Genomic DNA, 14,741 nt, shown 5'->3' with positions numbered 1-14,741 from the left:
TGTGCGTACCGCATCGGCGGTCTCCGCCGGTGCATCATGAATTTAGCCGTTGCCATCAGGCGACAGGCCCTATTTATTTTTTAAATCGTTTCGATTTATATCCGTATCGTTTCGATCGGGCTATTTCTCGCCATAGTCGTGTTTGATGGGATGTGTTAGGCAACGCACAGTTTCCTTCAGGTCCATCATGATTCCCGCACAAAATCCCTCGATGGGTGAGGGAGCGCCGCCGCGCTTCCGGCAGCTTAGCGCGCTTTGTTACAGTGCGCCGCTGTTGGTCAACGGTATCGTCCTGCCCTTCTTCCCCGTCTGGCTTGCGACTCATCAGTTCAACGATCATCAGATCGGCACGATCCTCGCCGTACCGATGGTGGTGCGCGTTCTCGTGGCGCCGATCGTGGCGGTCTTTGCCGACCGCATGCAGGAGCGGGCGCATGTGCTCCTATGGTCGGGCATCCTCTCGCTGCTGACGGCGATTGCGCTCTACTGGACAAGCAATTTCTGGCCGGTGCTGATCGTCTTTGCGCTACAGGGCGCGACCTTCGCCCCTTATGTGCCCGTCGTCGAATCGATCGTGATTTCGGGTGTGCGCCGCTGGGGGCTTGATTACGGCTCCATGCGCGTCTGGGGCTCGATCGCTTTCATTATTTCGACGCTCACCGGCGGCGAGCTGGTCGGGCGCTGGGGTGGCGGCATGGTGCTGCCCGTGATGATCTTCGGCTTCGTGCTGACGATTACGATGGCGGTCTTCTGTCCCCGTATCGGGCCGACACGGCGGCGCGGCCAGCCGATCAATCTTCCGGCGACTACGGGCAGCGGGCTGCGCGAGCCGCATCTGCTGCTTTTGCTGCTCGGCGTTTCGATCCAGCAGGCAAGCCATGCGCTGCTCAACGCCTTTTCATCGATCTACTGGCACCAGCTCGGCTTTTCGGGCGCCGAAGTTGGCATGCTCTGGAGTGCGGGGGTGGCCTCTGAGGTGACGGTGTTCTTCCTGTCGCGGCGCCTCAACCGCCGCTTCAATGCCTGGACACTGATCCGCTTCGGCTGCGCCGTCAGCATCTGCCGCTGGGTGTTTTTCCCGACGGAGACCAGCTTTATCGGCTTCTTCATGCTGCAATGCCTGCACGGCTTCACCTATGCTTTCGTGCATACCGGCGTGCAACGGCGCATCGTCGCGACGGTGCAGGAGACGCAGGAAGCCTCGGCCCAGGGTGCCTATTTCTTCTATATCGGCATGGCCTCGGGCCTTATGACGATCGCTTCGGGCTATATCTATTCCGCGCTCGGCCTCGACAGCTATTATGTCATGGCCTGTGTCGCCGCCTTTGGGCTCGCCCTCGTCATCATCGCCTATTACCTTCAGCCCCAGAGGCTGGCTTCCGGCGGAAATACGAGAGAGCCGGCATAATTCAGGCCGGGCTCGCGGTCGCGGGCAAGCAGCAGCGGACCGTCGAGGTCGACGAAATCGGCATCCTGCGCCAAAAGCACGGCAGGCGCCATCGCCAGCGATGTGCCGACCATGCAGCCGATCATGATCGAGAAGCCAAGCCGTTGTGCTTCTTCCTTCATTTCCAGCGCTTCCGTCAGGCCACCGGTTTTATCGAGCTTGATGTTGATCGCGTCGTAACGATCGGCAAGGCTGGCAAGGTCGCCGGTGTGGTGGACGCTTTCATCGGCGCAGATGAGCACATGGCGGGCAATCTCGGCCAGCATGTCGTCGCGTCCGGCCGGCAGCGGCTGCTCTACCAGCGCGATATTGGCTTCGGCAGCAATGCGCAGATGATGTTCCAGCCGGTCTTCCGGCCAGCCCTCATTGGCATCGAGAATGATGGCGGAATCGGGCGCGGCGGCGCGCACCGCCCGGATGCGGCTCTCGTCGTCGCCGGTGCCGACCTTGACCTTCAGGAGCGGGCGCTGCGCATGCTCGCGGGCCTGGGCCGCCATGACGTCGGGTTCGCCGAGCGAGATCGTATAGGCCGTGGTCAGCGGCTTCAGCTTGCGCAGATCGAGTCGCGAGGCGACGCTCTTGCCCGTAAGCTTGGCTTCGAGATCCCACAGCGCGCAATCGACGGCGTTGCGGGCCGCTCCCGGCGGCATGGCATGCAGCAATCCAGTCCGCGAAATGCCGTCCTCGATCAGCGGGCGGGCCGCTTCGATCTGCGCCATGACGCTTTCCATCGTCTCGCCGTAGCGGCGATAGGGCACACATTCGCCCAAACCCCTGGCGCCTCCCTCCGCCAGCGTGCAGGTGATCACGTCCGCCGAGGTCTTTGCCCCGCGCGCGATGGTGAAAGTTCCCGCAATCGGGAATGAATTCATCTGGATATCAAGGTGGCGCGGCATATTTGCTCTCCTGCGAGCATGGAAATTGCGCGTTGCTTCTGTATATTAACGCGCCGGGCGGCGAATATTATGTTCGCGAGTCGGGACTGTCGCTGCAAGCATTGAAAGACACAAGTATTTTGAAGTCCGAGAAACGCAACGCCGCCTCGCTGCATGTGGACGACCGAGCCGGAGGCTCGGGCCAGCTTGTGCATCTTGAAGGCAATTGGCGCAGCGCCAACATCCATCTCGTCCTGCAGGATTTCGAGAAATTGTCGCGCAACAAGAGCGGCGACCTGACGCTCGATCTCTCCGATGTCACCGATATCGACACAGCCGGCATCTGGTTGCTTTGCCGGCTAAAGAAACAGCAGGAAGAGGCGGGGCGACCGGTTCATTTCGAGGGTACGAACGAGCATATCGACGAGCTGATCGCCACCTTCTCCAAGGAGCCTGAAAAGCAGGAGCCCGAGCAGAAGGAGAAGCTCTCGATCGTCGAGCGCATCCTCGCACCGATCGGGCGGATGACCCTCGACGTCTGGGACAATGTCGCCGCTTCCATGTATATCCTCGGTTCGGCGGTGCGCGGCGCGCAGATGAAATTCGGCCGCGGCAGCGGCGTTTCGCCGGCTTCGATCGTCAACCAGATCGACCATATGGGCGTGCGCGCCGTTCCGATCATCCTGCTGATGTCCTTCCTGATCGGCGCGATCATCGCGCAGCAGGGCGCCTTCCAGCTTCGTTATTTCGGTGCGGAAATCTTCGTCGTCGACCTCGTCGGCATCCTGCAGCTTCGTGAAATCGGCGTGCTTCTGACCGCCATCATGATCGCCGGCCGCTCTGGCAGCGCGATCACCGCCGAGATCGGCTCCATGAAGATGCGTGAAGAGGTCGACGCGCTGAAGGTGATGGGCCTCAACCCGATCGGCGTGCTGATCTTCCCGCGGCTGGTGGCGCTGACTGTTGCGTTGCCGCTTCTGACCGTGATCGCCAACTTCGCGTCGCTCGCCGGTGCCGCCGCCGTCGCCTATCTTTATTCGGGTATTACATTCGCAACCTTCCTGTCGCGCCTGCATGAGGCCGTAACGCTTTCGACCATACTGGCCGGCATGATCAAGGCGCCGTTCATGGCGCTCGTCATCGGCATCGTCGCAGCTGTCGAGGGCCTGAAGGTCGGCGGCAGTGCCGAATCGCTCGGCCAGCATGTGACGGCCTCCGTCGTGAAGGCAATTTTCGTCGTCATCCTGATGGACGGGCTTTTTGCGATGTTCTATGCAGCGATCGATTTCTGACATGGCGGACGACGTGGATCAGCAACCGATCGAAACGAGCAAAAACGGCAATCGGGATGTCGTGCTGTCGGCGCGCGACGTCACAGTCGCTTTCGGCCCCAAGGTCGTGCTCGACAAGCTCAATCTCGATATCTATCGCGGTGAGATCCTCGGCTTCGTCGGCGCTTCCGGCACCGGCAAATCTGTGCTGATGCGCACCGTGCTTCGCCTGCTGCCGCGCCGTTCCGGCACCATCAAGATTCTCGGGCAGGATTTCGACGAGCTGGACGAGCCGGAGCGCAATGCACTCGATATGCGTCTCGGCGTTCTCTTTCAGCAGGGCGCGCTCTTCTCCTCACTGACGGTGAAGGAGAATATCCAGGTGCCGATGCGCGAATATCTCGATCTGCCTGCTTCGCTGATGGATGAGCTGGCGCATCTGAAGATCCGCATGGTGGGGCTCGCAGCCGATGCGGCCGACAAATATCCGTCGGAGCTGTCGGGCGGCATGATCAAGCGTGCAGCACTCGCCCGCGCACTGGCGCTCGATCCCGAACTCGTCTTCCTCGACGAGCCGACATCGGGCCTCGATCCCATTGGTGCTGCGGAATTCGACGAGCTGATCGCCAATCTGCGCGATAGCCTGGGGTTAACCGTCTATATGGTGACCCACGACCTCGACAGCCTGTTTTCGGTCTGCGACCGTATTGCCGTGCTTGGAAAGAAGCGGGTAATGGTGGAAGGAACGATCGACGACATGCTGGCCTACGACGATCCGTGGGTTCAGGCCTACTTCAAGGGCAAGCGCGCGCGTTCGATCGTGCCGCAGGACGACGCGCCGGCGGCCCGGGCGCAGCATGACAGCGGGAAGTGACCGGAGACGATGGAAACCAAAGCCAATTACACGATCGTCGGTTTTTTCACCGTTCTGGTGATCGCAGCCGCATTCGGCTTCGTCTACTGGATGGCGGAATATGGCCGCAGCGGGCCGATGGCCGAGCTGATCGTGCGCATTCCCGGCTCCGCCAACGGTTTGAGCGTCGGTTCGCCTGTTCGATTCAACGGCATCCAGGTCGGCTCGGTGCAGTCTCTCTCCATCGATGCCGACGATCCGCAATACTCGCTAGCCTTTACCGAAGTGCGCTCGGATGCGCCGATCTATCCGTCCACCAAGGCCGCCCTTGAAATCCAGGGCCTGACCGGTGCTGCCTATATCGAGCTTTCCGGTGGCCGCAAGGAAGACAAGAACATTCTCCAGCAGGCGCTGGAAAGCGGCAAGCGCGCCGTGATCGTCGCCGACCAGTCGAGTGTCACCAACCTGCTCGCAACCGCCGACAAGATCCTCGACCGCGCTAATGACGCTGTCGGCGACGTGCAGGGCTTTGTGCGCGATGCGCGCGGGCCGCTGACCAAGACCTTGCAGAATGCAGAAACCTTCTCGGATGCGCTTGCCAAGAATTCCGGCAATATCGACAGCTTCCTGCAGAGCGTCGGCGATCTCTCCAATACGGTGCGCAACGTCTCGGGCCGGGTGGACTCGACGCTTGCGGCTGTCGAGGACCTAGTGAAGGCGGTCGATGCCAAAAAGATCAATACGATCCTGAGCAATGCCGAGAAGGTGAGCCGCGACGTGGCCGATGCCTCGAGTGATCTTAAGGGTCTGGTCGCCAAAGTCGACCAGACGGTGACGACCTACAACGAGTTCGGCAAGAAGGCGCAGGTGACGCTCGATCGCGTCGATACGCTGGTCGCCGCCATCGACGCCAACAAGGTCAAGGGTTCGGTCGACGATATCGCCCAGGCGACGAAGGATGCGCGCGCCGCCGTCGCGTCGATCCGCGACGTGACCACCACGGTCGCTGACCGCCGCAAGGATATCGACCAGACGATCCAGGACGTCCAGCAGATGGCGAACAAGCTGAACTCGGCGTCGACGCGCGTCGACGGCATCCTCATCAAGGTCGATGCGCTGCTCGGCTCCGACAATACGAATTCGCTGTTCACCGAGGCGCGCGCGACGCTCGAATCCTTCAAGAAGGTCGCCGACAACGTCAATACGCGCATCGGGCCGATCGCCGACAATCTGCAGCGGTTCTCGGGCAGTGGCCTGGGTGACGTGCAGACGCTGGTCAACGAGCTGCGCGGCACGGCGAACAATCTCAACAATGCCATCAGCAATTTCGACCAGAATCCGCAGCGGATCATTTTCGGCGGACCGACGGTCAAGCAATATGACGGGCGCACGCGGCGCTAAACAGAGGTCAGGGGTAGCGTAATATGGGTCTATCGCATGTGATGTCGCGCCGTTCCTGGATCCGTGGAACGGCGATTATTTTGCCGCTAACGGCAGCGCTTCTTGCAGGCTGCGGAACGACGGCAAAGAACGACACCTATGATCTCTCGGCAGCCACGGTCGATGGCACCGGTCCGTCGGCCAAGAGCAAGCAGATCCTGATTGCCGATCCGACGGCATTGAAGGCGCTGAACAGCGACCAGATCGTCATCCGCGTTTCGCCCTCGGAAATCCAGTATCTGTCACGCTCTCAGTGGAGCGATACGCTGCCGCGGATGGTGCAATCGAAGCTCGTCCAGGCCTTCGAGAATTCCGGCAAGCTTGGCGGCGTTGGAAAGCCGGGGCAGGGACTGGCGATCGACTATCAACTCGTGACCGACATCCGCTCCTTCGAGATCGACGCAGCGTCTGGCAACAAGGCTGTGGTGGAGATTTCCGCCAAGATCCTCAACGATCGAAACGGCACAGTGCGTGCCCAGCAGGTCTTCCGGGCCACTGCTCCGGCCGGCGGCGACAACGTGAGTTTCGTGAAGGGACTAGGCCGTGCCTTTACATCGGTCACCGACCAGATTGTTGGCTGGACGCTGACGTCGATCTAAACCTTGTCTTTATAGAGATAAGGCCCGAAACCGTCAGACGGTTTCGGGCCTTATTCGTTCCTGGCTTGTCTGGACGACTTACTTGGTCGGCTGGGCATCCGTCATCGTCGGGTTGCCGCCTGTCGCGGATGCAGTCGCGGTCGAAGCGGAGGGCAGGTAGCTGTCGAGCAGGCCGGCCATCTTGTCGTCGCGCAGGCTGGCGGTCTTTTCGCCCATGACCACACCGACGACGCGGCGGCCGTCCTTCGCTGCGGATGTCACGACATTGTAGCCCGATGCGTCGGTGAAGCCGGTCTTGATGCCGTCGACGCCGTTGTAGCGGTACATCAGGTTGTTATGGCCGCGCAGCTTCATACCGCGAAACTGGAAGCCGCGCATCGAGAAGAGCTTGAACTCTTCGGGGAAGTCTCGCATCAGCGACACGCCGAGTGTGGCCATATCGCGTGCCGTGGTGACCTGCGCCGGATCCGGCAGGCCCGACGGGTTCTTGAAGACGGTGTCCTTCATGCCGAGCTGATGGGCCTCATCCGTCATAATCGTACCGAAGGCCTGTTCGGAGCCCCCGAGCTGTTCGGCAAGGGCCACGGCCGCATCATTGGCCGACAGCACCACGATGGCTTCGACAGCCTCCTTGACCGTGACCTTGCGGCCGGCGCCGACAGCGAGCTTGAAGGGCTCCTTGCTCTCGGCATTTTCAGACATGGTGATCTTCTGATCCCAGGTCAGGCGTTTGTCATGCAGCGCCTGGAAGGTGAGATAGAGCGTCATCATCTTGGTCAGCGATGCCGGATAGTTCAGATCGTCCTGGTTGGACGCTTCCAGAACCTGGCCGGTCTGCACGTCCACGAGGAAGCTTGCCTGGCCGGCCTCGGCCTGAATGAACATGCCCAAAAGAAATGCGGACGAGAGGGCGGCGGCCATGAGCCGGGAAGTCGTCTTGGTCATCAATGTCTACGGTCTCTGTCGTGGCAAGCAATTGGCTTGGTGATGGTCTGATGGGGGACTGCCCCGTGGTGCATGCGGATCAGGGATGTTTGTGACGGATTGAAGGAGCCGGGGCAATAAAAAAGGGCCATCCACAGATGACCCCTTTTGTCTCACCATGTCAGGCTTCCATCCGACAACTCAGTTCAACCGGCCCGCCGCGTGGGCAAGCATCGTATAGACCTTGCCAGTATCCGACGTGAGGTAGGACTGCGTAACCGTGCGGTTCGGATCGGTGCGGGCGACATCGGCGAGCAGCTTTTCGAAATCACCGATATAGCGGTCGACAGCGGTGCGGAATTCCGGCTCGCGATCGTACTTGCGCTTGATCTCGTCGAAAGTCTGCTGGCCCTTCAGCGTGTAGAGGCGACGGGTGAAGACGTCGCGCTCACCGCGCTGGTAGCGGCGCCACAGATCGACCGAGGCGTCGTGGTCGATGGCGCGGGCGATATCGACCGAGAGCGAATTCAGCGATTCAACGACATGGCGCGGGTTGCGGCTGTCATTGGCGCGCTGGGCGGGAGCAGGGGCCGGAGCGGCGGCTTCCGCTGCCGGACGGGCCGGGGCGGCACGCAATGCTTCCTCGGTCTCTTCACGCGAGGCGCCGCGCAGAAGATCGCTGATCCAGCCGCCGCTGGTGGCTTCCGTGCGCGGAGCTTCCTGCCTGACCGGAGCGGGAGCCGGAGCCGGCTGGGGAGCCTGAGCGACCGGACGCTGCGGAGCTGGAGTTGGTGCGGGTGCTGCTGCCGGGGTCGGGGCGATGGTGCCGCGCAGGCCCATGGATTCGATCGACTGGCGTGCCGTCGGTGCGGGCTGCGGGGCAGGCGCCGTCGGGATCACCGGCTGGGTGACACGCTGAGCGGGCTCAGCCTGGGCAAGCGTGCGGGCAACGGGCTCGGAGAGTTCCAGACGCTGGCTGGAGCGGCCGACGATCTGCGAAATATCCTGCAGGGCCTTGATCTGCTCGGCGACGGCGCGGCGCATGGCGGACGCGCTTTCCTTGGCTTCTTCCGGCAGGTCGAAGGCGCCACGCTTCAGCTCGGCGCGGGTGGCGTCGAGTTCGCTGCGGATATCGGTTGCGGAGCGGCGGATATCTTCCGTTGCTCCCGAGAAGCGGCCGACAGCGTCGTCGATCGCATCGCGGAGCGATTCACGCAGGTTCTGTGCTGCACTGTCGGAGGCGCGTCCGGCTTCGCCGAGCATGCGCTCGACGTCCGAGAGCGAGGCCGTCAGGCCGCCACGCAGGCGGTTGGTGAGGTCGCCGGAGCGGCGCTCGACATTGGCAAAGCTGGTGTCGATCGTGGCATTGGCTTCCTCGCCGGCGCGGTTGATCGCTTCGCGCATGTTGGACGCTGCTTCCTCGGCGCGCTTCTCGGTATCCGAAAGCACACGTCCGATATCGGCAAACGAGGCCTGTACGCTCTGGCGCAATGTGCCGGTGACCTGGTTGGAGCGCTGCTCGGCACGTTCGAAGACCATCTCGATCATGCCGCCGAGGCCGCGCATGGTCTTTTCGATCTCACCCGAACGCTGCACGAGGCCGGTTGCCAAAGTCTGCAGGGCGGTCTCACGCTCTTCCAGCGTCGAGACAAGGCCGGACTGGGCGGCAGCGAGAAGCTGCGAGGCCTGGCCGAGAACCTTCGAATGGTCGTCGAAGCGGCCGATGATGCCGCCGACCTGGGCGAGCGTCTGGCCTGATATATCCGACAGGCGATCGACCTTGCCTTCGAGAAGGCGGGTCGAAGCGGAGACCATTTCGGCAGCCTTGGCTGCAGAGTCCGTGAAACGCGTGGTCGTGTCGCCGAGGCGGCTGTCGACGCCGCTCAGCTGATCGGCGGCACGCGTCATCATCATGGACATGGCCGCGCTGCTTTCCGACAGGCGCTGGACAAGGCCGTTGACGTTGTTCGTCAGGCTGTTCTCGATGGCGGCGACGGCATTGGCGACATTTTCGGCCCGGGCGGCGACGGCCTGGGTGAGCACTTCATTTTCCGCACGCAGGCGCTCGGCGCTGAGGCTTGCTGCCGCGGTGATGCGGGCTGCAGCTTCCTGGCCGGCGTCGGTGTAGCGGTCGATGATCGGCCGTGCCGTCTCATCCAGAATGCGCGTCAGCTCGGTGGAGCGGCCGGCAAGCATGGAGTTCAAGTCGCGGGTGCGCTCGTCGAGCGTTGTGCGGATCGAATTGCCGCGTGCTTCCAGCGCCTTGTCGATATCGGTGAGTGTGGTGTCGATTTCGCGGGCACGCTGCTCCAGGCTGGAGCGGATGATGCTGCTGCGGGCTTCCAGCGCACGGTCGACTTCGGCCATGCTGGATGTGATCTGGCTGCCGGCATCGGTCAGCGTCGAGCGGATCGAATTGCCATGCGCTTCCAGCGTCTGGCCGGCATCGGCGAGCGCATGATTGATGGCGCTGACCTGGCTGCTGACGATGTTTTCTGCTTCCGCCACCTTGTTGACGATGACGTTGCCGGCCTCGGAGAAGGTCTGGGCAACGGCGGCAGCCTGGCCGGCGAGGCGGCTCTGTGCCTCGGCGACGCGGTTGACGATCTGCGAGGAGCGCTCGTCCATGGCTTCGGCGAACTGCTGGCCGGTGCGGCTCAGCAGTTCCGAGGACTTGGTGGCTTCGCCATCCATGCCTTCGGCAGCTTCGGCAACGGCGTTGCGCAGGCTGGCAGCAAGACCGGCTGCCTTGCCTTCGATCGTGCGGTTGACGGCATCGAGACCGACGGTCAGAGCGCGGTCCATGGTGGAGAGACGCTCTTCGATGCGCGCGGTGCCGCGATCCATCATGTCACTCAGGGCCGAGGTCCGGCCGTCGATCGACTGGGCCATGTTCGCACTGCCGCTGTCGAGCGTTTCGGCAAGATGTGCCCGGCGGCTGTCGAGAGCCTGGGTGAGATTGGCGCTGTGGCTGTCGAGAGCATGCGTGAGGTTTGCGCTGCTGTTGTCGAGGGCCTGGGTGAGGTTGGCGCTGCCGGCATGCAGCGCATCCGTCAGGCTGGCGGCGCGGCCGTCGAAAGCTTCCGTCAGGCTGGCGGTGCGGCTGTCGAGTGCCTGGGTCAGGTTTGCGGCGCTGTTGCCGAGCGTTGCGGCGATACGCTGGGCTGTGTCGTCGCCGATCGAACCCAGACGGGAGATACTGTCATCCAACAGGCCGGAGAGATGGCTGCCTGCAGCATCAACCTTGTCGGCCACGCCGCCGACACCATCGGCAATACGAGCCTCGATGGCGGCAAGGCTGGCTTCGACGCGGGTGCCGGTCTCCGTGAAGCGGCCCGTGAGGTTGTCGACGGAGTGGTCGAGATGGCCGGAGAAATCGGCGGCCGAACGCGAGATCGTGTTGGCGGCTTCCTGGAAGCGACCGGCAATCTGGCCGGCACCTTCGCGCATGCGATCCTCAAGCGACTGTGCACTCTTATCGATCGCAGTGCGGATCGCGGCCTCGCGATCTTCCAGCGACATTTCGAGCATGCCGATGCTCGTCGCAACCGACGTGCCGATCGAGGTCGCCTGTTCGGAGAGCGTGTCGTTGATGAGGTTGTGAGCCTCGGTCAGCGTCAGCGTGATGGCATTGGTGCGGTCGTCAAGCGTGGTGCGGATGCGGTCATGCGCGGCGGCGAGCCCGCCTTCGACGTTGCTTGCGGCATCGTTGGCAAGGGCGGCCATACGCTGCTGGGCGTCGGTAAGGCCATCCTCGATGCGGCCCGTCATGCTGCCGATGATGCCTTCCATGCGGGCGCTGCCGGCATCGAGGGCTTCGGACAGGGTGGAGGTGTGCTCGGCAAGCGCGGTTTCCAGACGTGCCTGATTATCCGTATAGGCGGCGCGGATCGCTTCCGTGCGGTCGGCAAAGGCGCCGGCAACACGCTCTTCGGCATTGGCAACGGTGTCCATAATGGAGTTGCTGCGGTTTTCGAGCGCGGATTCGAAGCGGCTCTGGCCATCGTCGAGCGAAATGGCGAGCGCCATGGTCTTTTCGTCAAGCGTATCGGACAGGCGGTCGGCGCTGTTCGTGACGGCATTGACGATGGATTCGGCGCGGCTGGTGAGTGCTTCCTCGATGCGGAGCTGGCTTTCGCCGAGCGATGCGGCGATCCGGTCATGCGTGCCGGTGGCAGCATGGACGAAAGCATCAGTGCCCGCCGTCAGCGTGTCTTCCAGGCGGCTCTGGCTTTCGTTCAGCGAGATGGCAAGGGCCATTGCCTTTTCGTCGAGCGTTTCGGAAAGGCGGTCATGCGTGCCCGACACGGCGTTAAGCAACGCCTCCGAACGGGTCGACAACGTATCCTCGATGCGCGACTGCGTCTCGTTCAGCGAAATGCCGAGCGCCATGGCCTTCTCGTCGAGCGTTTCGGCGAGGCGGTCATGCGTGCCCGAGACGGCGTTGATCAACGCTTCCGAATGGGTCGAGAGCGTGTCTTCGATGCGCGACTGCGTTTCGTTCAGCGAGATGCCGAGTGCCATCGCCCTTTCATCGAGCGTGTCGGCGAGACGGTCATGCGTGCTGGAAACGGCGCTGAGCAGTGCCTCCGAACGGGTGGCAAGCGTATCGTCGATGCGGGCCTGGCCTTCATTCAGCGAGATGGCAAGCGCCATTGCCTTTTCATCGAGCGTATCGGAGAGGCGGTCATGCGTGCCGGAGACGGCATCGATGATGGCCTCCGAGCGGGTCGCAAGCGTATCCTCGATACGGGCCTGGCCTTCATTCAGCGAGATCGCAAGCGCCATTGCCTTTTCGTCAAGCGTATCGGAGAGGCGGTCATGCGTGCCGGAGATGGCACTGAGGAAAGACTCGGACCGGGCCGCGAACGTATCCTCGATACGGGTCTGGTTTTGCTTCAGCGTCTCGGAGAGGCGGTCATTGGTGCCGGAAACGGCATTGATGAGCGATTCCGAATGGGTCGAGAGCGTGTCTTCGATGCGCGACTGCGTCTCGTTCAGCGAGATCGCCAGCGCCATCGCCTTTTCGTCGAGGGTTTCGGCGAGACGGTCATGCGTGCCCGAGACAGTATTGATGATGGCTTCGGAACGGCTCGTGAGCGCCTCGTCGAAGCGGGCGTGGTGGTCTGCAAGCGCGCCGATCAGCGCTCCGCCGCGTTCGGCCATCACGCTGTCGATGCCGGTATGCGCAGTCTTCAGCGCATCGGTGATTTCGGCGGCGCGGGCGGCGAGAACGCTGCTCAGCTCTTCGGCGCGACCGCCGAATGCCCCTGTGACCCTTTCGGTGCCGCTGTCGACGGCAGTGGTGAGTTCGGTCGTGGTCGTCTGCAGCGTATCGCGGAATTCGGCTGCCCGGGCAGCGAGGTTGTTCTGCAGTTCGGAGGTGCCAGCTGCGAGCGCCAGCGAGATTTCCGACGTGGCGTTGCTCAGCGCCGAGCCGAGTTCGCCGGTACGGGTCGATAGCGCCGAGGTGATTTCCCCCGCGCGGTCGGCAAGCGTGCTATCCAGCACTTCCTGGCCGGTTGCAAAGGCGGTCGCCAGCGCCAGCGACTGCTCACTCATGGACGTGCCGAGGCGCTCGATATTGGTATTGAGGATGCCTTCAATGGAATCCGCGTTGCCCGACAGCGTTTCGTTGATGCGGGTGAGGCTTTCGATGAGCTTGGTGTCGAGCGAGCCGGAGCGCTTGTCGAAGGCATCGGTGAATTCGGCGACGCGTTCGTCGAAGGCGGTCGAAAGCTGGGCGACAGTCGTCTGCAGGCGCTCCTCGAAGAAGCCGGAGCGCACGTCGAGATCCATGACCGCATCGTCGGCCGTCGATTGCAGGCTCTGGCGGAAGCTGGCGCCCTTTTCGTCGAGTGCGGCATTCAGCCTGGAGAGCACGTCGTCGAGCGTGCCGCCGATCGTGCGTTCGCCAGAGGTCAGGCTCTGATTGATCTCGCGGGTGCGGGAAACCAGGATTTCATTGAGCTGCTGAGTGCGCTCCTGAAGGGCGGCGTTCAGGCGCTCCGTGCTCGCATCCATCGTCGAGGCGCGCGTCTCGAACTGGGTGAGCAGGCGCTCGCCATGTTCGTTGATCGTATTGGTCAGCGCGTCTAGGCGGTTGTCGAATTCATTGCCGATCGCAAGGCCGGATGCGGTCAGCGTATGGAGCAGCGTATCGGTCTTGGCGGCCAGCAGCGTGCCGAGCGACTGCATGGCGCTGTCCGATTTCTCCATGATCGCGGCAGCGCGCGTATCGATCAGCGAGGCGAAGGCTTCGCCCGAGGTCGCAAGGCGGATAGCGATCTCTTCCGTCGCGAGCGACAGTTCTTCCTTGAGCTGATCGTGAACACCGGCGATCGAGGAGCGGATGCGGTCGGCATGATTGACGATCGCTTCGCGCTCGGAGCCGAGTTCGTGGACGAGGCCGCGCACGCGCAGTTCGTTATCCGCATAGGAACGCTCCAGCGCATTCACTTCGGAATGTACGAGCGTTTCGAGTTCAGAGGCGCGCGCAATGGTGCGCTCGATGCCTTCATTCATCGCCGAGACTTCGCGGCGCACGGCCTGGCCGACCGTCATGATGCGTTCAGACGCGATGGTTTCCGGCTCTGAAAGGCGCAGCGCCACTTCAGCCATGGAGCGGGCGGCGTTGCGCATGTCCTGGGCGCGCGAGATCATGATGGCGAAGGCATAGAACATCATGACCGGCACGATGATGCCGACAATGCCGGCGATCACGCCCGGCAGGGCGGCAAGATCGGTCAGCGAGCGGATCTGGGAGATCTGCGGCGCATAGAGCATGAACATCAGCCCGAGGCCGATGATGACCCACAGGATGGAAACGAGAGCGGCCGTGCGCAGGGCAGGGCGGCTGGAGCCGTTTTCCAGCGACTTCAGAAGCGAAGCGGGAGAATTGCGGCTGGCGTCGTTAGCCGGGGCGAAGGCCGGTGCTCGCGGAGCCTGCTGATCGCCTGTACGGCCAGAGCGGCCGCGGCGGCGCTGTGCTTCTTCCTGGGACTGATTACGGGCATTGGATGGGTCAGTCACATTAGCCTCCGGGGCGTGGGGCGCGTTGCCGCGGCGAGACGGCACGTTCTCCTGGCCGAAATCGATCTGAAGCGCCTCGTCCAATGCCTTGAACGCCTTGTCCTCGATCGATTCATTGTACTTGTTATTCGCCATTCCGATATGCCTCGCAATTCCCGGCCAGTCCGGCAGCGCATCCGGGCAACCGCCTTTGCCCGGAAAGAACCTTTGCCGTGCCAGCCTTCCATCCAAGACGGACGGATAAGCATGTCATTTCAGAGTAGATAGCCGATTTTTCAAACGAAAGGTATCAAAACACTA

At 62.6% G+C, this 14,741-nt stretch carries 8 protein-coding genes; 5 read left to right on the top strand and 3 right to left on the bottom strand.

Features of this window, described 5'->3' with window-relative positions; genetic code table 11:
• The first annotated feature begins 187 nt into the window (after nucleotides 1-187).
• Nucleotides 188-1,408: an MFS transporter gene (locus AB8B33_RS09245; protein WP_439015117.1), complete on the top strand. Its 1,221-nt coding sequence runs from the start codon at nucleotides 188-190 to the stop codon at nucleotides 1,406-1,408.
• Here AB8B33_RS09245 and dgcA read toward each other — a convergent pair.
• Entirely contained in the window at nucleotides 1,360-2,343 is a 984-nt protein-coding gene (gene dgcA, locus AB8B33_RS09240) for an N-acetyl-D-Glu racemase DgcA (RefSeq protein WP_439015116.1), read from the bottom strand. The two genes, AB8B33_RS09245 and dgcA, sit on opposite strands and share 49 nt — an antisense overlap.
• A 101-nt stretch (nucleotides 2,344-2,444) precedes the next feature.
• Between dgcA and AB8B33_RS09235 the strand changes: the two genes are divergently transcribed.
• From AB8B33_RS09235 to AB8B33_RS09220, 4 genes are read left to right on the top strand one after another with little or no spacing between them, the layout of a single operon-like run.
• Nucleotides 2,445-3,614: an ABC transporter permease gene (locus AB8B33_RS09235; RefSeq protein ID WP_439017205.1), complete on the top strand. Its 1,170-nt coding sequence runs from the start codon at nucleotides 2,445-2,447 to the stop codon at nucleotides 3,612-3,614.
• Nucleotide 3,615: 1 nt separating this feature from the next.
• Entirely contained in the window at nucleotides 3,616-4,467 is an 852-nt protein-coding gene (locus tag AB8B33_RS09230; RefSeq protein ID WP_113325372.1) for an ABC transporter ATP-binding protein, read from the top strand.
• Nucleotides 4,468-4,476: 9 nt separating this feature from the next.
• Nucleotides 4,477-5,847 carry an MlaD family protein gene (locus AB8B33_RS09225; RefSeq protein ID WP_439015115.1) on the top strand — a complete coding sequence of 457 codons (1,371 nt, stop codon included), beginning with the start codon at nucleotides 4,477-4,479 and terminating at the stop codon, nucleotides 5,845-5,847.
• Nucleotides 5,848-5,870: 23 nt separating this feature from the next.
• Nucleotides 5,871-6,485 (top strand): ABC-type transport auxiliary lipoprotein family protein, encoded by a 615-nt coding sequence (locus AB8B33_RS09220; protein ID WP_007826825.1) that lies wholly within the window; start codon nucleotides 5,871-5,873, stop codon nucleotides 6,483-6,485.
• Nucleotides 6,486-6,563: 78 nt separating this feature from the next.
• Here AB8B33_RS09220 and AB8B33_RS09215 read toward each other — a convergent pair whose 3' ends face one another.
• Nucleotides 6,564-7,430 carry a D-alanyl-D-alanine carboxypeptidase family protein gene (locus AB8B33_RS09215; RefSeq protein WP_113325370.1) on the bottom strand — a complete coding sequence of 289 codons (867 nt, stop codon included), beginning with the start codon at nucleotides 7,428-7,430 and terminating at the stop codon, nucleotides 6,564-6,566.
• Between the two features lie 180 nt (nucleotides 7,431-7,610).
• Nucleotides 7,611-14,576 (bottom strand): hypothetical protein, encoded by a 6,966-nt coding sequence (locus tag AB8B33_RS09210; RefSeq protein WP_439015114.1) that lies wholly within the window; start codon nucleotides 14,574-14,576, stop codon nucleotides 7,611-7,613.
• Nucleotides 14,577-14,741: the final 165 nt, after the last annotated feature.

It is taken from the genome of Rhizobium sp. 768_B6_N1_8, assembly GCF_051811225.1.
Taxonomy (GTDB): Bacteria; Pseudomonadota; Alphaproteobacteria; order Rhizobiales; family Rhizobiaceae; genus Rhizobium.
This window is presented reverse-complemented; position numbering and strand designations above follow the sequence as displayed.

Coding starts and splice junctions, on each gene's coding strand:
- AB8B33_RS09245 (WP_439015117.1), top strand. CDS start 188: ATGATTCCCGCACAAAATCCCTCGATGGGTGAGGGAGCGCCGCCGCGC.
- dgcA (WP_439015116.1), bottom strand. CDS start 2,343: ATGCCGCGCCACCTTGATATCCAGATGAATTCATTCCCGATTGCGGGA.
- AB8B33_RS09230 (WP_113325372.1), top strand. CDS start 3,616: ATGGCGGACGACGTGGATCAGCAACCGATCGAAACGAGCAAAAACGGC.
- AB8B33_RS09225 (WP_439015115.1), top strand. CDS start 4,477: ATGGAAACCAAAGCCAATTACACGATCGTCGGTTTTTTCACCGTTCTG.
- AB8B33_RS09220 (WP_007826825.1), top strand. CDS start 5,871: ATGGGTCTATCGCATGTGATGTCGCGCCGTTCCTGGATCCGTGGAACG.
- AB8B33_RS09215 (WP_113325370.1), bottom strand. CDS start 7,430: ATGACCAAGACGACTTCCCGGCTCATGGCCGCCGCCCTCTCGTCCGCA.
- AB8B33_RS09210 (WP_439015114.1), bottom strand. CDS start 14,576: ATGGCGAATAACAAGTACAATGAATCGATCGAGGACAAGGCGTTCAAG.